A 16,682-nucleotide genomic window follows, 5' to 3' on the forward strand; every position below is an offset into this window, starting at 1 on the left:
AGCGGAGCCCCAATACCAAAATCAGTATTTCTAAGTTCGTATTTCTGTACTTTTAGTGTCCCGAAACGTATACTTCTTTGCCTTCCGCGGAGGCGTCGAGCTTCTGGCGACCCATGAAGAAAGCGACGACGAGCGCTAGAACGGCAGGAATGATCGCCCATGCGAACGTGTAGACGATCGACGAGGAGAGCATCTTCGTTATCGGATTCAATATCTCAGGCGGAATATGGGCCCGTAACTCCGGCGATAACAACGAGTGCGGATCTTTGAAGTCAAGCCCTTCCGGCATTTGCCCGCCTGATCCGCCTGCGCCACCAGCGCCGCCCGCGCCGCCTGGAGAGAAAAAGTCCTTCAGCTTGCCCGTAAATACATGGCTTTGAATAATTCCGAAAGTCGTAATCCCGATCGTCATGCCCAACGAGCGAATGAAGTTTAGCGTAGAGCTTGCCGTTCCTCGCTGCCGCGCGGTTAGACCATGGATAGCGGCATTGCTTAGCACCGAGAACGACGCTCCGATTCCCAAGCCGATCAGAACCATGTACAACGTCACGATTAGCCTCGTCGATTCCGAATTCAAAGTCGCCACGAGCGCCGTACCCGCTACCAGAATCGCTAGCGTTGGAATCATGATGTTCCGATAAGGAAGCTTCGTCATCAGGAATCCACCGGCGGAAGCCGTAACGACCGAGCCGACCATCATCGGCAGCAACACGAGCCCCGAATTGGTCGCGGAACCTCCGAGCACGCCCTGAATAAAAATCGGGATGTACACGGAAGCCACGATGAATGCCGCTCCGCTGAACAAAGCGCATAGAATGCTGGTCGCGTACAACCGGTTCTTGAACAAGCCGTACGATATAATCGGCTCTTCGACCTTCGTTTCGTTGATGAGAAAGGCGATCGCAAGTACCGCAAAACCGGCAAACAGACCTAAGATCATAGCGGAGTCCCAATCGTATTGCTTGCCTCCGAGCTCCAAAGCAAACATCAAACACACGACCGCGCCAACGAGAGTAAACGCGCCGACCCAATCGATCGGTTGCTTGGAATGCTCGTGCGACTCCTTGTAGAAGAACGTCACCATTGCGAACGCCAGCACTCCCAAAGGCAGGTTGATGTAAAATATCCATTCCCATGCGATATGGTCCGTAATATACGCTCCGAGCAAAGGACCGAAAATACTCGATAATCCGAACACCGCTCCGAATAGTCCGCCAAGTTTGCCGCGAGACTGCAACGGAACCGCATCGAACATGATCGTGAACGCGATCGGAACAAGCGCGCCTCCGCCGATCCCTTGAATGGCGCGGTACAGGGCCAACTCCGTAATCGAGCTGGCTGTTCCGCATAACGCCGAACCGATCATGAACACGATGATTCCGAATACGAAAAACCTTTTGCGCCCGTACATATCCGACAGTTTGCCGAAAATCGGCATACCGGCCATCTCCGCAACCATGTAGGCCGACGTTACCCAGACGAATTGATCCAATCCGCCGAGCTCTCCGACGATGTTTCCCATCGCCGTGGCGACGATCGTGTTATCCATCGAAGCCATTAGTATTCCAAGCAGCAAGCCCGCTATAACGATCCCTAGTCTGCTCTTTGCCTGTTGTTTCATTAGTTCGAACACTCCCTATCCTGATTTAAGTCGGTTATCTCCGAACGTTCTCTTTAACGACCGAGTTTTTGTGAATATGAAGCGAATCCCGGTACTCGACCCGACCTATATGACAGCCTGATCCGATAACGACCCGGTTGCCTCGCACGACGGCAGCGCTCGTATACTCCAATTCCACGATGTCGCCTTCAATCTCCTCCGCGGTTAATACGGATTCCCCCCTCGTCGTAAAGAAGTTAAGCAGCTTCGTCGCACGGCTTCGTTTGACGTGAAGCGTAGTTCCTCCGATCTCCCTCGCCTTGCAAGGACCGTACATCTTCACTTCCAACGAGTCCGCGCTGAGCAACCCGAATACGGCGAAAGCCCCATCCACCTCGAGCGATCCCGCTTCGCAATCTCCTCCGGCATCCAAGTTGCCCGTAAACTTAATATTCTCTACTCGAACTCCGGAAGATACTTTCACTTCGCCCCGTCCGCGCACGATCCCCGCTTCAAGGTTCCCTCGAACTTCGCATTCTCCGGTAAGCTTAAGCTCATCTGCCTTTAAGCTCCCTTGTACGCTAAGCTCGCCGACATGGTGCAGCTTCATGCAATCGACATCGCCGATGAACGTGCTTTCGCCGGTAATCTTGATGTTCCGGTACACTCCGCCGGCTGAAGTCGTCTCGCCCATCATCTTCAGATCGCGTCTCGTTTGTTCAGCCACCGGTCTTCACCTCCTTGCCGACTTTTGCGCCCGGATGAACCTTAAGCGCCGTTCGGTATTCTACCGTCCCTATCGAACACCCTTTGCCGATGACAATCCGATTTCCTCTTACGATATCCGCCACTGTATTCTCCAGATCGATATCGTCTCCCTCGATGACGGACGTTTGAAGCTCCGGGCTGAACTTCGGGAGCATCCAACGCCACAGCTTGCTCCAAGCGCTTTTCGAAGCTGGGCGAACTTGGATGCTCTCCACGCCGATCTCCCGGGCTTTGCCTGGACCGTGCAGCGTCAACTCCATCCGGCCCGCATTCAGCAAGCCTCGGACTTCGAATGCGCCCTGCATGTTAAATCGTTCGATCTCGCAATCCCCGCCGACTTTGACGATTCCGTTAATCGTGCAATGGTCCGATCTTAGGGAGCCCATAATTTTCATATTGCCGTCTATGATCGACTTTTGAGCCGTAACGTGCCCATCGATTCTGATATGACCGTCGCAATCCAACTCGTCCGCAACGAGATCGCCGTGGACTTTCGTCATTCCGTTCGAATCGAAAGTCATGGAGGCGATATTCCCTTCAACGGTTCCGACTCCGTCGATCTTAACTCTCCCGTACTCTCCGCCGCCTGCTTTGCTTACGCCGTTAATGATCAAATTCGGTCTTTTGGATAACTCCATGTCCTCACCCGCCCCTATACCAATTTTCCTTTTAATTGTTCAATGCTCTCCGCCAAAGATAACCTTGCGATAACCTTCACTCCGCTTTCGTAATAAAGCTCCGCGGGAACCGACAGCAGAGCAAAGGAGGAAACGCCCATCTTGCGGATGAACACAAGATCGCACGGCTTGCCGTCGAACTTAGGGAAATGGTCTCGCAGCGTCTGCAGCAATCGTTCCCCTTCCTCCATGCTCATCTCGCCTGCTTGAAGCAGCTTGTCGGCGATATGGAAGTAAAGCAATCTATCGAATCCGTACACTACGCCGTCAGCGTCTTCGGAAGCGTAACGCTCCATCACTAGAGACGAAACAATGTTTCGTTTCACGACATCATGCTTCCGCATCTCATACTCCGGCAATATCGGAGAAAACTTGTCGGCTAGCTGATCAAGCGATAAATCCTCCTTCATATTCATGATTTTATCGATACGCGCCAATATTAAATCTTTAGGAAAAAACGTCTCTTGTCCCGTGAACGTCGATTTGCGAATAAACCATTCTTCCGGAATGAGTTGTTTTCTCTTCCACCGGTACAATTGGCCGTAAGAAATGCCTTTTTCATCGAGTAAATCTTTTTTGGATATCAAATCTCGCTCCATAACGATCCCTCCGCAACGAATGTAACATAACACTGTTACGTTGTAAAGCAAAAAAAGAAAAGAACCCGTAGGTTCTCCTCTCTCTTACCTATAACTTGATATCCTTTGCTTACGCCATAAGGAAAGCGCGAGCCGGAGACGCATCGATTCCGGTCAGCTTAAGCGGAGCAATCACTAGCGTGTAGTTGCCCGCTTCCACTTCTTTCAAGCGTACGCCTTCGACAATGATGACATCATTGCGCATAAGCGTGCGATGAGTCGGATATTCCGCTTGAGCGCGTTCGATTCCGAGCGCGTCAGTCGCGATTAGGCCAACGCCGATATCCGCCAAATACTTCGCCCCGTCCTCCCGCAAGAAGACGAAATCCAACATGAACTCCTCGGTGAGAGAACTAGTCGTTTTGAACAACAACCTCTCCCCGCGTTGAATAGCGAACGGTTCAAGATCTTCTTTCGTAATAAAATCCTTCAAGTGCGTTAAGTCCAGCACCCGCGCGGGACCTACCAATCGCTCCAACGAAATCGTTTCGATCGTCTCGCCGCCCGCCAGCATATGCAGCGGAGCATCGACGTGCGTTCCCGTGTGCGTGTTAATCGCGAGCAAGCTTTCATGCGGCTTGCCTTCGTCGTGATTTTGCACGTTCGTGATTTTAGGTTTCTTGTGCTCGTAGCTTTTCCACACTTGCATGTTTTCATCGATCGTCATGCTAATATCGTAAATTTTCGGCATTTCGCGCACCTCCGAAACGAACTATTTGCTTGTATTTGTTACCCAAATGACGTTGTCTTCTTCTTGTCCGTTAACGGGCCACCAATCGAAACCTTCGTCCGTCAACAGCTCGGTCGCTTTCTCTGGTCCCCATGAGCCCGCAGGATAAAATTGCAAATCGCCGGAATCTTCTCTCCATGCGGCAGCGATCGGATCGATGAGCTTCCACGCGACAGCCAATTCGTCCCAACGAGTGAAGTACGTATGATCTCCGCGCGCCGCGTCGAAAATGAGCCGCTCGTACGCTTCCGGAGTATTCAATCCGACTTGGCAGCTTTGGCAGAACTCCATCGCTACCGGTTGAACCGTCATGTCGTTGCCAGGCTTCTTGGCATTGAACTTGATGTAGATGCCTTCCATCGGATTAACGCGGATGACGAGAAGGTTAGGCTGCAAGTCTTGGCGTTTCGCGAATAGAACGTTGTTCGGCACGTTCTTGAATTCGATGACGATTTCGGTCGATTTGACCGGCAAGCGCTTGCCCGTACGAACATAGAACGGTACGCCGGCCCAACGGAAGTTGTCGACGAATAGACGAGCCGCGAAGAACGTCTCGGTGACGGACTCCGGATCGACGGAATCTTCTTGGCGGTAGCCCTTCAGCTCTTTGCCCCTCGAAGCCCCTTGCGCGTATTGTCCTCTAACGATGTTGTTGCGAATTTCTTCGCCGGAAACGAGATTGCGGATCGAACGAAGCACTTTAACCTTCTCGTCCCGAATATCTTCCGGGTCTAGACGGCTTGGCGGCTCCATGGCGATCATCGTCAGCATTTGCAGCATATGGTTCTGGACCATGTCGCGCAACGCTCCGGACTTATTATAATAAGCTCCGCGCTCTTCCACGCCTACCGTTTCCGCTAACGTGATCTGCACGTTGGCGATGTGGTTATTGTTCCACAGCGGTTCGAAGAAGGCGTTGGACAGGCGGATTACTTCGATGTTCTGAACCATTTCCTTACCGAGGTAATGATCGATACGGAATACTTCGTCCTCGCGGAATACTTGACGGATTTCTTCGTTCAAGCGCTCTGCGGACGGATAATCGTAGCCGAAAGGCTTCTCGATGACAAGGCGATGCCACCCGGTGCTTTCGAGCATGCCTCCATCGCGAAGATTACGGGAAACGTTACCGAACAGCTCCGGCGCGAGCGCCAAATAAAACAAGCGGTTGCCCGGAATTTGATACTGCGCTTCCAGCTCCTCCGTATGGGACTTCAGCTGTTTGAAAGCATCCACGTTGCCCGTGTCGAGTGATTGATATGTAAAATGTTCGGCAAAAGCGTTCCATACTTCTTTCTCGCTTGGTTTGTAACGGCAGAACTCCTGAATAGACTCATAAACGTCATCGCGGAATTGAGCTTCGGTACGCGGTCTCCGAGCTAAGCCGACAATGGCGAAACGTTCCCCTAGCTTCCCTTCCCGGTACAAGCTGTACAAAGCCGGAAACAGTTTTCGGCGGGCCAAATCGCCCGTAGCTCCGAAAATGAAATAGACCGCTTCATGAGCGGAAATAGATTCGTGTTTGTTGTCCGTCGTCATGGTCCTCATCTTTCTTATATGCAGGATTGGATGATCTGATTTTGTCAAATCTCATGAATTGTAGTTTAGCACACTTAACAGGACAACGCTATGTTTTTAACTGTCTTTTCCAAAGCTTAGGCATCTACCCTTACACGTTTGTCTCGCTTTGAATAAACTGCTTAGAATTTAATTCCATGGAGGATGATAGCATGTTGGATTCCGATTATTCCTATGACGAGCACTCCCTTCAACCGCTACTAGGTCGGGCGATTTGCGTAATCCTGAATGACGGCACTCGTCATACCGGCATTCTCACCTCTTGCAACTCTTCCGCTCTCGTCCTGAACGGAGAACGATCGGGCCGTCCGGTTAAACGCAACCGCAAATCAAAAGCTCAAGCGGAGGTAAGCACAGTACGCGAGGAGGAGCATCCTCCGAGTTCGGCCTATTGGGGACCGCTAAGCTTCGGTCCGGCAATGGAAGTCAGCAAGGCGAAGACGTTGATCGCTCTTGCTCCGGTTCGGGAAGTCTTTCTGATTTAGTCCGCCAGGCCGTTCCGATGCGCATAGATCGCCGCTTGCGTCCGATCCTCCACGCTCAGCTTGCCGAACAAGTTCGTGAGGTGGTACTTGACCGTTTTGATGCCAATGAACAGGTCGTCGGCGATTTCTTGATTCGACTTTCCAAGAGCGATTAGCTTCAGAACTTCCATCTCTCGATCGGTCAAATCCTCGTGGGGCTGCGATTGCGCCTGCGGAGGGCGACGGAAGCGGTTCATCATTTTCGAGGCGACTTGCGATTCAAGAACGGATTGCCCTCGGGAAGCAGCACGAATGGCATCCGCGATCTCAGAAGCCCGGGATGTTTTCAGTAAGTAGCTGAAAGCTCCCGCTTCGATCACGGGGTACATTTTCTCGTCGTCCAAGAAGCTGGTCAACACGATAACTCTGCACTCCGGCATTTCTTCCATGATAAGGCGGGTCGTTTCGATTCCGTCCATGCCTTCCATCACGAGATCCATGAGGACGACGTCGGGCGAATATTCGCGCGCCAGCCTAAGACCGTCCATTCCGTTTCCCGCTTCGCCTACGACCTCGATGCCCTCTTCCGTTCCGAGCACTGCGGCCAGACCGATTCTGACCATCTCATGATCGTCGACCAATAACACCCGAACCAACGGTTGCTCCGCCATCCGCTTATCCACCTTCCGCCATCAAGGGCACTCTGATTTCGATTCTTGTTCCTTTGCCGGGAGCGCTCGCGATATTAAGGGAACCCCCTAGCTCGTTCACGCGTTCCTCCATATTGGTCATCCCGTAAGAAGCTTGTTTTTTCACCTGCGTATCGAAGCCGACCCCGTTATCCTTGATCCCTAACCTAACGGTGTCTCCCCTGCGTTGAAGCACGATATCCATTTTCGTCGCCTTAGCGTGGCGCAACGTATTGGAGAGCGCTTCTTGCACGATGCGGAAAAGGTGATTCTCCACGCCTTTGTTCAGCGGCAAATCCTCTTCCATATCGATAGCGATATCGACGGGAACTTTCGCTTTCATTTCCTCCACCAGTTCCGGAATCGCTTGAGCCAATCGTTTGCCTTCCAAATGTACCGGGCGCAAATGCAGCAGCAGGGCTCTCATCTCCGATTGCGCGGCCGATGCCATTTCTTCGATCAGCTCCACCTGGCGGCGAGCCCGCTCGAAGTCATTGTCCATCGTGCGCCCTACGGCCGTGGCCGTCATCGAGATGGCGAACAGTTGCTGGCTGACCGCGTCATGAAGCTCGCGGGCGAGCCGTTGACGTTCCTCGATGACGGCGCTCATGCGCGCTTGGGAAGCGAGCTCCGCATTATTGGTGGACAAGCGTTGGAGGGAAGACACCTGCTCCTCCCATTTGCGGCCGAGCTTCCCTAATTGTTCGCCAAGACGGCCGATCTCGTCTTTGCCTAGATCAGGTAAAGGAGGATTCGAACTTCCTTTCTCCAACATTAGCATCGTTTCCCTGAGGAGCTCTAATCGATGTCTTATCGGATAGCTTCTCCAGAAACCATACGCAGCGCCTGTTACGGTTAATACGCCCAACGCGGTCAGCGAATAGGATATGACCGTCCCCCAAGAGAGAAATTCCCCCGCCAACCCGTATCGAATCAACAGCAAAATGACAAGCGCGCCGACGCAAAGGGAGTACAACACCGATTCGCCCATATGGCGCCAAACCATATTGGTGACTTTCTGGGACTCCATGCGACTCCCCCCTTTCGAAGATGAATTATTCCGTACGTATTTTGATATCTCCTACGAGATAAAATAATTGAAGTTTCAATCTTTGATCGCATTGGTCGTAATTCGGCGATCTCCAAGATAATCGATGCAGCATGCCGCCTTCTTTGATTTGCTTAAACGATACTTGACCGATCAGCACCGAAGCTTCGACCTGAATTCCGTAATCGTCGGGCACGATTAAGTCCACATCGCCAACCAAACCTTGCAGCACGATCGTCGTTTCCTTATCCTCTGGCACCGCCAACGACATATCCATCCGGATTTCTCCGATGGCATGCCAATAACTCATCGAATGCAGCACCCATGACTGTTCATCCAGTCTCATGTTGAGAAACAATCTGTGTTTGCTCTCGTAAGTGTTGCCGGCCGTCGGCGGCCTCCCCCTAAAATAATAAATGCCTAGGGAGACGAGCACCACAACCGCGAACAAAGCGAATTGAGTAATAATAAGCGCTAACGTGCAGATCACGATAACGATGATCGAGATACGGGAACGATCCGATCGGTAACGCTCTATTCCGATCAGCAATAGAACGATCGCATTCACCGTCGTGTAACCCGCCACGGCACCAAGAGCGAGGTAAAGTCCGGCAGCTATGAACAATATCGCATTACTGGGTCTTCTCATGTCGGGTCACACCTCCTGCTGCTCTTCCCTATATTTCGTAGTTAAAGCCATAACGGAATTAAACCGTTATGGCTTGGCCAACTATATCTTCCATATCTTTGACATCATAGCACATCTTGCGACACGGGAGAATGTTTGCTTGTTTATTCTTTGCTTAAATTCGGTTGAACGCGGTTTCTGAGTGCTTCAAGCTCTTGCTCTACGCGGTATTCCTTCTCCGGATCGATGCGAGTCGGCACGCCGCCATAAGACGATCCCGGTATACGCGCAACATCCGCTTCGGCTTCCATTTGCAAAATTTTCTCTTCCATGCGGTGGAAACCGCGGGAAGCCGATCCGCTCTCGATCGTATGCAGCGTGCTGATCTGAGCCATTTGCTTGCGGGCTTTCGCCATTTGCGAACGGGCAGCCAATTCATTGCGTTTGTTGCGAAGCTTATAGTACTCTTCTTTCATTTCATGAAGCTGCGCGGTCAGATCGTTAACTTGCGCGCTTGCTTGGCCGTGCAGGCCCGCCAAGTCTGCAGCTTGCTGGCCGAATTGTACTTTCTCTTCGAGAAGCTTACGGGCAAGAGCTTCGTTGCCGTTGCGCAAAGCGTGCTCAGCCTGACCTTCGCGATCAACGCCAAGACGGACAAGCTCATCCAAGCGCTGCTTCATTCTGCGTTCGGAAGCCATTTGCTTAGCTACCGTTACTTCCGCATCGTGAATTTCCGTCTCCATATCGCGGAGATATTGATTAAGCATTACGATAGGATCCTCAAGTTTATCAAGCCAATCATGTACCGACGCCTTTGTCATATCTTTCATTCTTTGGAATACACCCATTGTGTTATTCTCCTTTCGATTGTTTCTCGAATTTTGATATTCTTGCTTTCAGTTCTTCGATCTCTCTTTGCAACGACTTCTTCTCTATATCTTCCATCATCGCGTCGATCCCTTGCGAAGATTGGGGGGAAGACTGCGCGGATGCCGTAAAAGGCGCCGGACGTTGCGGGCTTGGGTTGGAATACCCGGTACCAGCGTGCGCTCCCGGTCCCGGACCCGTATAAGAGTTGGAATTGGGAGTCCAATTCTGATTCTGATTGCCATAGCCGTATTGCGATTGTTCTTGGCCTCTCCAACCTTGGTCGTATGGATTGGTTCCGAACCCGCCGCCGTAATTCGGCTCTCTCGGGATGACGAATCCGGCGATAATATAGACGACGATCACGGAACCCGCCGAAAAGACGGCCACGACGATCAGCAGTATTCTAAGCAGCGTCGCGTCGACGCCCAGATAATCGGCCAATCCTCCGCATACTCCGAATAATTTGCGGTCCCGAGTTGAACGATATAATTTACGCATCCCTGTTTAACCTCCTTGTTGCAGCTTGCGTTTTAATTGCTCCAGTTCCCTCTCGATTGTGCTTTTCACGATTTCACCAGCTTGCAGCAACGTTTCTTGGCCCATGCGGCGAAGATCGCGCAAACTGCGTGTTTCGAGCTCGATGTCCGTCAATCTGTCGTCGATCTTGCGGAACATCTGCGTCGTGTCCGCGTTGCCGGGAGAGTAGCGCGCGTTCAATCTTTGTTGAAGGCGAAGCGACTCCATTCGAGCGACATAGAACTGGCGGCGGTCGTACACCGCGCGGTACTCGTTGCGAAGTTCTTGAAGCAGCTGCTCCAGATCGTTCAATTCGCTCTTGCTCTGTTCGTACAGTTGGCGGTAACGTTCCGATCGTTCTTCATGAATGACTTTATCTTGGAGCGCCAGCTTGGCTACGTCTTCTTCCCCGGCTTTCAGGGCCGTTAACGCTTGCTGCTCGCGTTTCGTCATCCATTGTTCCGCATCTTTCCACTGCCGATGCAGATTGTCGGTATGAGCTGCATATTGCCGTGCAAGTCCTTCCGACTGAGTAATTTCTTGGTGCGTCGACCATAAAAACTGATCAATGACGCGAACGGGGTCTTCCGACTTCTCTAGACGATCGTTCAGCGTTGCCACCGTCATGTCGCGTACTCTTTTGATTACGCTCATTCCCTGTATCCCTCCTTGTTCCGATTGCGGCTACTTATAATCAAGTTACATTCTCGTGGTATGATTTTTGCGACCGAGCATCGATACTCCGAATACGATCAGCGCGATTGCTGCAGCCCAGACGAACAAGAAGCTCAGCTTACCAAGAAGGATGAATCCCCCGACTACGGCGATGATCCCTCCAAGCAGCCGGTTGCCGTTATTCCAAGCAACGACTCCAAGCAGAATGATCAGAATTGGGATGAGTAGTCCGAACAACCACCCGAGACCGAAGCCTAATTTACCAAGAATGATCAACCCGCCGAAACTAATAAGCAAGATTGCCAACCCATTTCCGCTTCGCATTTGTTTCACCTCTTTTCTGTGACTCGTTTACCTCATGACCTTATTGTAAACTTCCGGGCATCTTTGCATAACGGACTCACGTATGTTTTTGTTCCTAGACTGTGGTCGAGGGTCATTACCGTCTTGCGACCTTTCCCCATCAGACCAACGGTTCCGAGCCGATGGCAACAATTGTGGGTTTCCCCCAACTTTCCTCCTATGTTAGCGTATAGCTAGACATTAGACGGAGGTGTTGAAGCATGAAAAAACACGTACTGGGATTGTGCGCGGCCGTAATGCTAGCCAGTGGATTGAGTACCGTTCCGGCGGTTTCGGCTGCTTCATCGACTACCCCGCCGAAGAATAAATGGACTTCTTCTACTATAGAAGCAGATACGAATTCGGGGACCGACGTTAACGCCGGAACGTCCGAAGACATCGAAAAAGTGATAACGGATGGGATGAAGTATATCGGAACTCCTTATGAGTTCGGTTCCAACCGCAGTACCTCGACCACGTTCGATTGTTCCGACTTCATCCGTTGGATTTTCAAGGAGACTATAGGCGTCACGCTTCCTGCCGACTCGCGTCAACAAGGCGAGTTCGTTCAAGACAACGGTACGGCAGAGACGGACTGGCACAAACTGAAACGCGGAGATCTTCTCTTCTTCATGTCTTACAAGGGCTCTAAAGCGGAGAACTACGAGAACATCGACAAACAATCTCAACGAATCACGCATGTAGCGCTCTACCTCGGAGACGGACAAATCCTGCACACGTACTCCAACGATAGTGGCGGAGTTCTTTTAGGAGATATTACGGATGGACAATGGGAGCATCGCTTCCTGTTCGGCGGCAGCGTACTTCCTAAGTAATGTTTCTTGTGATGTGAAAATAAAATGCTTAAAACCCGGTCCGATTTAACGGCCGGGTTTTTGCTATTATTCCCTATACCTTAAAGACGACGACTAATCGGTTCAATTCTTCCGCGAGTTCGGCCAAAGATTGAGCGGAAGCCGCGGTTTGCTCGGAAGCCGCCGCCGTTTCTTGGCTGGAAGCCGCGATGCTCTCCACCGACAACAGCACTTCCGCCGATTGAGCCGCCTGCTCTTCGCTAGCTGCGGCAATTTCCACGACCCTGCTTGCCGATTGATTCACCTTCTGGGTAATTCGTTCGAAAGCGGCCCCGGTATCCCTCGTTTGATTTACTCCGTCAGCAACGACCCTGACGCTTGATTCCGTACTCTTCTGCATGCCTTGAATAAGCGTCGTTATTTGTTTCGTCGCCTCGCTGCTTCGTTCCGCAAGCTTGCGTACTTCATCCGCGACGACAGCGAAACCTCTTCCTTGCTCTCCTGCGCGCGCTGCTTCGATAGCGGCGTTCAAGGCGAGGAGATTCGTCTGTTCGGCGATCTCTCCTATCACTTCGATAATATTTCCGATTTGATTCGAATCCGCCTCCAGTTGGTTCATCTGAAGGCTAACCTTGTTCATCCCATCCATCGTAGACTGAAGAGCCTCTGCCCCGTCATGCGCTATCCCGACCGTTTGCTCGGACATTTCCGCTGCATCTTCGGCACTATTGGCAACTGCGTTAATCGCGGAGGACAATTCCTTGAATAACTCCGTTATCGTCTGCGCATGCTTGGCTTGGTTCATGCTGCTGCCGGATATCTCTTCCATACCCGCGGAAATTTGTTTTGATGCGGCTGCCAAGCTATGCGCGGTTTCCGTGATTTTATTAATCATCTGACGCAAGCTGGAAGACATGCTATTGATGGATTGAGCAAGCATGCCGATCTCGTCCTTGGATTTTATCTCTATAGACTCAACCTGAAGGTTACCGCTAACGATCTCTTCCGTTACCGCAACAACCTTCTTGATCCCGTTAAGTATAAAACGCAACAAAAACCAACCGATCAATAACACGGCGACGCAGGATAGAATAACGATAGCGATCAGCATCCAAGTGATCGAGCGGTTCTCCGCTTTTACTTCATCGATATACGAGACCGCATGTTCGGAGATCATTTCCTCCAATTCATTCAAGTTCTCTCGCGCGCTATGGAACTTGCTATCATCTACTCTTATCAGAGATTCCGTTGATAGTTTTCCGTTATTAGCCGCGACGCTATCGATGATCTTTCTCGTTTCCGCATCCCATAGCGAGAAGTCCGCGTCAAAGCGATCGAACGCTTCGAAAAAAAGATTTTTCGTATCCTTATGCTGCAACGTTTCGTAATCGCTTCTCTTTTGTTCGTAGATTTGCTTTGCTGCCTGCATCCGGTCTCTAACCTGTAAAATATTCTCCTCGTAAGACTTTACAGCATCGTTAAATTCCTTGCTATCCGGGTTTCCGCTTAGCAGCGTTCTTTTGTCCACCAATGCTTGGTACAGATCCCTGTCCGCGTTCAACATAAACTCCGAACCTTTGTATGTATCGGAATATAAGGCAGTAATTAATCGGTCCGCCACCTTGTTCAGATTAACGATCCCGACGCTATTCGTCGCCAACAAAGCGACAAGCGACAATGCTAATACCGCGAACATTTTTTTAGCAAGCTTCAGATTTCTCAAAATCATTCTCACCTGTCCCGTTAGATTGATGGTTTCTATTATCAATGTAATGGTTAGGTTTATTGAAAATAGCAGGCAAGAAATTAGATTTTTATTAGTTTTACTAACAAATGGCAAAGCCCGCAGGGTAATTCCCGCGGGCTTCTAGCTTTCATTTTCGTTCCCACTTCGTAAATACCGCAGCCTGGCCTCGAAATTCACCGGCATCGTCAACGATATTCCACAGAAGGACGTTCTGAATTTCAAATCGTATTCCGCTTTTCGAAATCCGAATCCCGTAATATCCGTCAGAGTATCCTTGTCTTTGGGTGTCCTCAAGCAACTGCTCTCTCTGGCTCTGCAGCGCGGCTTCTGCCGTCAATCTCGAAGGCGTCGACGTAAATTCCTCCCACGACATCTCCCAAAGCGCCAACGCGGCGTTATTGCCGTAGTTCAGCACGGGATCCGGCTCCGTTCCATGAGACAATAGTACGAATGGAGCGCGATTCAATGCTTCGCTCGCGGTTACGGTTTGCGGATCATATTCTAACAGATTTCGTCCCGTCATCCTTTTGTAGCTTTCGATCAACAGCTTGGAATACTCTTCGATCCGCGCTTTATTCGGGTCTGATATTTGCACGCTTCCACTCCACCTCTGTTCATACCAAAGTTCATACAAAAAAGCTTATCTCATGCGATCTTTGCAGATCTTATCGAGATAAGCCCTTAATTACTGTAGTGGTGCCGGTGAAGGGACTTGAACCCCCACTCCCTTGCGAGAAACGGATTTTGAGTCCGTCGCGTCTGCCATTCCGCCACACCGGCATATTCAGTTTTCTTACTGGCGCGCCCTAAGAGATTCGAACTCCTGGCCTTTTGATTCGTAGTCAAACGCTCTATCCAGCTGAGCTAAGGGCGCATATTGTAAGGTTTTGGAGGCGCCACCCAGACTCGAACTGGGGGTAAAGCTTTTGCAGAGCTCTGCCTTACCACTTGGCTATGGCGCCACAGTCAAGATTTAGATGGAGCGGAAAACGGGGCTCGAACCCGCGACCTTCTCGTTGGCAACGAGATGCTCTACCACTGAGCTATTTCCGCGTATAAATGGCTGGGGATCAAGGATTCGAACCTTGGATGACGGAGTCAAAGTCCGTTGCCTTACCGCTTGGCTAATCCCCAATAGATTTCTCTTGGTGAAAAATGGGGCGGACGAGGGGAATTGAACCCCCGAATGTCGGATCCACAAACCGATGCGTTAACCACTTCGCCACGACCGCCATGATCGTAATTTGTATCTAATTGGCAGGGGCAGCAGGAATTGAACCCACACTAACGGTTTTGGAGACCGCTGTTCTACCCTTAAACTATGCCCCTACATAGAGTAGAAAACTGGTGGAGGATGATGGATTTGAACCACCGAACCCGAAGGAAGAGATTTACAGTCTCCCGCGTTTGGCCACTTCGCTAATCCTCCACGATTAGGAGTAAGAAATGGTGCCGACTAGAGGACTTGAACCCCCAACCTACTGATTACAAGTCAGTTGCTCTACCAATTGAGCTAAGTCGGCGCATAAATTATTGTTGTCTTGATGGTGGCTCGAGACGGAATCGAACCGCCGACACGAGGATTTTCAGTCCTCTGCTCTACCAGCTGAGCTATCGAGCCGAACTAAGTGAAAAGTGGCGGAGCTGACGGGATTCGAACCCGCGGTCTCCTGCGTGACAGGCAGGCATGTTAGGCCACTACACCACAGCTCCACGATAGTTACTCGGTCTTGAGCCGAGGGTAGTTCATTTGGTTGCGGGGGCAGGATTTGAACCTGCGGCCTTCGGGTTATGAGCCCGACGAGCTACCGGGCTGCTCCACCCCGCGTCGTTATTGATTAAGTTACTTCGTGAAGCGACATTTCTTATCATACCTCATATCGCCTACGTTTTGCAACCCTCAATTTATGGTAATTCTTTTTGAAGAATGGTGACCCCTAGGGGATTCGAACCCCTGTTACCTCCGTGAAAGGGAGGTGTCTTAACCGCTTGACCAAGGGGCCATGCTTACAATGAATAAATAGTGGCGGAGAGAGAGGGATTCGAACCCTCGAGACGCTTTAGGCGCCTACACGATTTCCAATCGTGCTCCTTCGACCAAACTCGGACACCTCTCCATATGGCTCCCCGAACAGGACTCGAACCTGTGACAACTCGATTAACAGTCGAGTGCTCTACCAACTGAGCTATCAGGGAATGTAAGCAAAGCAAATCTTGTGATCCAGCCTGGCAACGTCCTACTCTCCCAGGACCCTGCGGTCCAAGTACCATTGGCGCTGGAGGGCTTAACGGTCGTGTTCGGGATGGGTACGCGTGGAACCCCTCCGCCATTATTACCAGACCGGATCTTAAACTCAAGGCTTACACCTTGAAAACTGGATGCGAACCCGTGCGACGAAGTCGTCACGGCCCCGTATACTTGCAGGCAGCAATGCTGTGCATTGCGGTGCAGGTATACGAAACAAAGCATGTAGGAAGAAGGTGAATGTATCATTGCCTTACCGTGCAATTCGTTTAGGATAAGCCCTCGACCGATTAGTACTCGTCAGCTCCACACGTTGCCGCGCTTCCACCCCGAGCCTATCAACCTGGTGTTCTTCCAGGGGTCTTACGAATTGGGAAATCTCATCTTGAGGCAGGCTTCGCGCTTAGATGCTTTCAGCGCTTATCCCTTCCGCACTTGGCTACCCAGCGGTGCTCCTGGCGGAACAACTGGTACACCAGCGGTGCGTCCATCCCGGTCCTCTCGTACTAAGGACAGCCCCTCTCAAATTTCCTACGCCCGCGACAGATAGGGACCGAACTGTCTCACGACGTTCTGAACCCAGCTCGCGTACCGCTTTAATGGGCGAACAGCCCAACCCTTGGGACCTACTTCAGCCCCAGGATGCGATGAG

At 51.2% G+C, this 16,682-nt stretch carries 17 protein-coding genes, 15 tRNA genes and 2 rRNA genes (1 of these 34 only partly in view); 2 read left to right on the forward strand and 32 right to left on the reverse strand.

What is annotated here, in order from left to right:
* Positions 1 to 52 precede the first annotated feature (52 nt).
* From FPL14_RS07165 to zwf, 6 genes are all read right to left on the reverse strand, one after another.
* Positions 53 to 1,621 (reverse strand): MDR family MFS transporter, encoded by a 1,569-nt coding sequence (locus tag FPL14_RS07165; protein WP_182302359.1) that lies wholly within the window; start codon positions 1,619 to 1,621, stop codon positions 53 to 55.
* Positions 1,622 to 1,655: 34 nt separating this feature from the next.
* Entirely contained in the window at positions 1,656 to 2,327 is a 672-nt protein-coding gene (locus tag FPL14_RS07170) for a bactofilin (RefSeq protein ID WP_182302360.1), read from the reverse strand.
* Entirely contained in the window at positions 2,320 to 3,006 is a 687-nt protein-coding gene (locus FPL14_RS07175) for a hypothetical protein (RefSeq protein WP_182302361.1), read from the reverse strand. Before FPL14_RS07175 ends, FPL14_RS07170 begins: the two co-directional genes overlap by 8 nt.
* Positions 3,007 to 3,020: 14 nt before the next feature.
* On the reverse strand, positions 3,021 to 3,644 hold the full coding sequence (locus FPL14_RS07180) for a YhbD family protein (protein WP_182302362.1): 624 nt from the start codon (positions 3,642 to 3,644) through the stop codon (positions 3,021 to 3,023).
* 109 nt (positions 3,645 to 3,753) lie between these two features.
* Positions 3,754 to 4,374 carry a cyclase family protein gene (locus FPL14_RS07185; RefSeq protein ID WP_182302363.1) on the reverse strand — a complete coding sequence of 207 codons (621 nt, stop codon included), beginning with the start codon at positions 4,372 to 4,374 and terminating at the stop codon, positions 3,754 to 3,756.
* A 21-nt stretch (positions 4,375 to 4,395) separates the two neighbouring features.
* Positions 4,396 to 5,952, reverse strand: a complete 1,557-nt coding sequence (gene zwf, locus FPL14_RS07190; RefSeq protein ID WP_182302364.1) for a glucose-6-phosphate dehydrogenase — start codon at positions 5,950 to 5,952, stop codon at positions 4,396 to 4,398.
* A gap of 191 nt (positions 5,953 to 6,143) precedes the next feature.
* On the opposite strand from zwf, the gene FPL14_RS07195 reads away from it, so the two are divergent.
* Positions 6,144 to 6,476 carry a hypothetical protein gene (locus FPL14_RS07195; protein WP_182302365.1) on the forward strand — a complete coding sequence of 111 codons (333 nt, stop codon included), beginning with the start codon at positions 6,144 to 6,146 and terminating at the stop codon, positions 6,474 to 6,476.
* Here the strand turns inward: FPL14_RS07195 and FPL14_RS07200 are convergent.
* The 7 genes from FPL14_RS07200 to FPL14_RS07230 all read right to left on the reverse strand — a co-directional run bounded on the left by FPL14_RS07200 (position 6,473) and on the right by FPL14_RS07230 (position 11,205).
* Entirely contained in the window at positions 6,473 to 7,126 is a 654-nt protein-coding gene (locus FPL14_RS07200; RefSeq protein ID WP_324617882.1) for a response regulator, read from the reverse strand. The genes FPL14_RS07195 and FPL14_RS07200 overlap by 4 nt on opposite strands.
* A 4-nt stretch (positions 7,127 to 7,130) precedes the next feature.
* A complete protein-coding gene (locus FPL14_RS07205; protein WP_182302366.1) occupies positions 7,131 to 8,174 on the reverse strand; it encodes a sensor histidine kinase in 1,044 nt (347 codons plus the stop codon).
* A 25-nt stretch (positions 8,175 to 8,199) separates the two neighbouring features.
* Complete coding sequence (gene liaF, locus FPL14_RS07210; RefSeq protein WP_182302367.1) at positions 8,200 to 8,841, reverse strand: cell wall-active antibiotics response protein LiaF; 642 nt, start codon at positions 8,839 to 8,841, stop codon at positions 8,200 to 8,202.
* A gap of 143 nt (positions 8,842 to 8,984) precedes the next feature.
* Positions 8,985 to 9,668 (reverse strand): PspA/IM30 family protein, encoded by a 684-nt coding sequence (locus tag FPL14_RS07215; RefSeq protein ID WP_182302368.1) that lies wholly within the window; start codon positions 9,666 to 9,668, stop codon positions 8,985 to 8,987.
* Between the two features lie 4 nt (positions 9,669 to 9,672).
* Entirely contained in the window at positions 9,673 to 10,188 is a 516-nt protein-coding gene (locus FPL14_RS07220; protein WP_182302369.1) for a PspC domain-containing protein, read from the reverse strand.
* A 6-nt stretch (positions 10,189 to 10,194) separates the two neighbouring features.
* The gene (locus tag FPL14_RS07225; RefSeq protein ID WP_182302370.1) at positions 10,195 to 10,860 is read right to left on the reverse strand and encodes a PspA/IM30 family protein; all 666 of its coding nucleotides are present in this window, start codon (positions 10,858 to 10,860) and stop codon (positions 10,195 to 10,197) included.
* A gap of 45 nt (positions 10,861 to 10,905) precedes the next feature.
* A complete protein-coding gene (locus FPL14_RS07230) occupies positions 10,906 to 11,205 on the reverse strand; it encodes a LiaF transmembrane domain-containing protein (RefSeq protein ID WP_182302371.1) in 300 nt (99 codons plus the stop codon).
* A 239-nt stretch (positions 11,206 to 11,444) separates the two neighbouring features.
* On the opposite strand from FPL14_RS07230, the gene FPL14_RS07235 reads away from it, so the two are divergent.
* Complete coding sequence (locus FPL14_RS07235) at positions 11,445 to 12,059, forward strand: C40 family peptidase (RefSeq protein WP_182302372.1); 615 nt, start codon at positions 11,445 to 11,447, stop codon at positions 12,057 to 12,059.
* A 73-nt stretch (positions 12,060 to 12,132) separates the two neighbouring features.
* Here the strand turns inward: FPL14_RS07235 and FPL14_RS07240 are convergent, their stop codons facing one another.
* The 19 genes from FPL14_RS07240 to FPL14_RS07330 all read right to left on the reverse strand — a co-directional run.
* Positions 12,133 to 13,761, reverse strand: a complete 1,629-nt coding sequence (locus tag FPL14_RS07240) for a methyl-accepting chemotaxis protein (protein WP_182302373.1) — start codon at positions 13,759 to 13,761, stop codon at positions 12,133 to 12,135.
* Between the two features lie 151 nt (positions 13,762 to 13,912).
* Positions 13,913 to 14,380, reverse strand: coding sequence for an MEKHLA domain-containing protein (locus FPL14_RS07245; RefSeq protein ID WP_229263824.1), 468 nt, complete (start codon positions 14,378 to 14,380; stop codon positions 13,913 to 13,915).
* A 99-nt stretch (positions 14,381 to 14,479) separates the two neighbouring features.
* Positions 14,480 to 14,565, reverse strand: a tRNA-Leu gene (locus tag FPL14_RS07250).
* 17 nt (positions 14,566 to 14,582) lie between these two features.
* A tRNA-Arg gene (locus tag FPL14_RS07255) sits at positions 14,583 to 14,659 on the reverse strand.
* Positions 14,660 to 14,673: 14 nt separating this feature from the next.
* Positions 14,674 to 14,747, reverse strand: a tRNA-Cys gene (locus tag FPL14_RS07260).
* 16 nt (positions 14,748 to 14,763) lie between these two features.
* A tRNA-Gly gene (locus tag FPL14_RS07265) sits at positions 14,764 to 14,838 on the reverse strand.
* Positions 14,839 to 14,845: 7 nt separating this feature from the next.
* Positions 14,846 to 14,919: transfer RNA gene (locus FPL14_RS07270), tRNA-Gln, on the reverse strand.
* A gap of 22 nt (positions 14,920 to 14,941) precedes the next feature.
* A tRNA-His gene (locus FPL14_RS07275) sits at positions 14,942 to 15,017 on the reverse strand.
* Between the two features lie 23 nt (positions 15,018 to 15,040).
* A tRNA-Trp gene (locus tag FPL14_RS07280) sits at positions 15,041 to 15,114 on the reverse strand.
* A 16-nt stretch (positions 15,115 to 15,130) separates the two neighbouring features.
* A tRNA-Tyr gene (locus FPL14_RS07285) sits at positions 15,131 to 15,214 on the reverse strand.
* Between the two features lie 18 nt (positions 15,215 to 15,232).
* Positions 15,233 to 15,308, reverse strand: a tRNA-Thr gene (locus FPL14_RS07290).
* Positions 15,309 to 15,330: 22 nt separating this feature from the next.
* Positions 15,331 to 15,406 (reverse strand) — tRNA-Phe (locus FPL14_RS07295).
* Positions 15,407 to 15,421: 15 nt separating this feature from the next.
* A tRNA-Asp gene (locus FPL14_RS07300) sits at positions 15,422 to 15,498 on the reverse strand.
* Positions 15,499 to 15,536: 38 nt separating this feature from the next.
* Positions 15,537 to 15,613, reverse strand: a tRNA-Met gene (locus FPL14_RS07305).
* A gap of 100 nt (positions 15,614 to 15,713) precedes the next feature.
* A tRNA-Glu gene (locus FPL14_RS07310) sits at positions 15,714 to 15,788 on the reverse strand.
* 21 nt (positions 15,789 to 15,809) lie between these two features.
* Positions 15,810 to 15,902, reverse strand: a tRNA-Ser gene (locus FPL14_RS07315).
* A gap of 3 nt (positions 15,903 to 15,905) precedes the next feature.
* A tRNA-Asn gene (locus FPL14_RS07320) sits at positions 15,906 to 15,981 on the reverse strand.
* Positions 15,982 to 16,009: 28 nt separating this feature from the next.
* Positions 16,010 to 16,126: ribosomal RNA gene (gene rrf, locus FPL14_RS07325) — 5S ribosomal RNA — on the reverse strand.
* Positions 16,127 to 16,300: 174 nt separating this feature from the next.
* Positions 16,301 to 16,682: ribosomal RNA gene (locus tag FPL14_RS07330) — 23S ribosomal RNA — on the reverse strand (it continues 2,546 nt past the right edge of the window).

The organism is Cohnella cholangitidis, assembly GCF_014107495.1.
Lineage (GTDB): Bacteria > Bacillota > Bacilli > Paenibacillales > Paenibacillaceae > Cohnella > Cohnella cholangitidis.

What these genes read in the sequence shown, in the direction of transcription:
- FPL14_RS07165 (WP_182302359.1), bottom strand. Translation starts at nt 1,621, where the DNA reads ATGAAACAACAGGCAAAGAGCAGACTAGGGATCGTTATAGCGGGCTTG.
- FPL14_RS07175 (WP_182302361.1), bottom strand. Translation starts at nt 3,006, where the DNA reads ATGGAGTTATCCAAAAGACCGAATTTGATCATTAACGGCGTAAGCAAA.
- FPL14_RS07180 (WP_182302362.1), bottom strand. Translation starts at nt 3,644, where the DNA reads ATGGAGCGAGATTTGATATCCAAAAAAGATTTACTCGATGAAAAAGGC.
- FPL14_RS07185 (WP_182302363.1), bottom strand. Translation starts at nt 4,374, where the DNA reads ATGCCGAAAATTTACGATATTAGCATGACGATCGATGAAAACATGCAA.
- zwf (WP_182302364.1), bottom strand. Translation starts at nt 5,952, where the DNA reads ATGACGACGGACAACAAACACGAATCTATTTCCGCTCATGAAGCGGTC.
- FPL14_RS07195 (WP_182302365.1), top strand. Translation starts at nt 6,144, where the DNA reads ATGTTGGATTCCGATTATTCCTATGACGAGCACTCCCTTCAACCGCTA.
- FPL14_RS07200 (WP_324617882.1), bottom strand. Translation starts at nt 7,126, where the DNA reads ATGGCGGAGCAACCGTTGGTTCGGGTGTTATTGGTCGACGATCATGAG.
- FPL14_RS07205 (WP_182302366.1), bottom strand. Translation starts at nt 8,174, where the DNA reads ATGGAGTCCCAGAAAGTCACCAATATGGTTTGGCGCCATATGGGCGAA.
- liaF (WP_182302367.1), bottom strand. Translation starts at nt 8,841, where the DNA reads ATGAGAAGACCCAGTAATGCGATATTGTTCATAGCTGCCGGACTTTAC.
- FPL14_RS07215 (WP_182302368.1), bottom strand. Translation starts at nt 9,668, where the DNA reads ATGGGTGTATTCCAAAGAATGAAAGATATGACAAAGGCGTCGGTACAT.
- FPL14_RS07220 (WP_182302369.1), bottom strand. Translation starts at nt 10,188, where the DNA reads ATGCGTAAATTATATCGTTCAACTCGGGACCGCAAATTATTCGGAGTA.
- FPL14_RS07225 (WP_182302370.1), bottom strand. Translation starts at nt 10,860, where the DNA reads ATGAGCGTAATCAAAAGAGTACGCGACATGACGGTGGCAACGCTGAAC.
- FPL14_RS07230 (WP_182302371.1), bottom strand. Translation starts at nt 11,205, where the DNA reads ATGCGAAGCGGAAATGGGTTGGCAATCTTGCTTATTAGTTTCGGCGGG.
- FPL14_RS07235 (WP_182302372.1), top strand. Translation starts at nt 11,445, where the DNA reads ATGAAAAAACACGTACTGGGATTGTGCGCGGCCGTAATGCTAGCCAGT.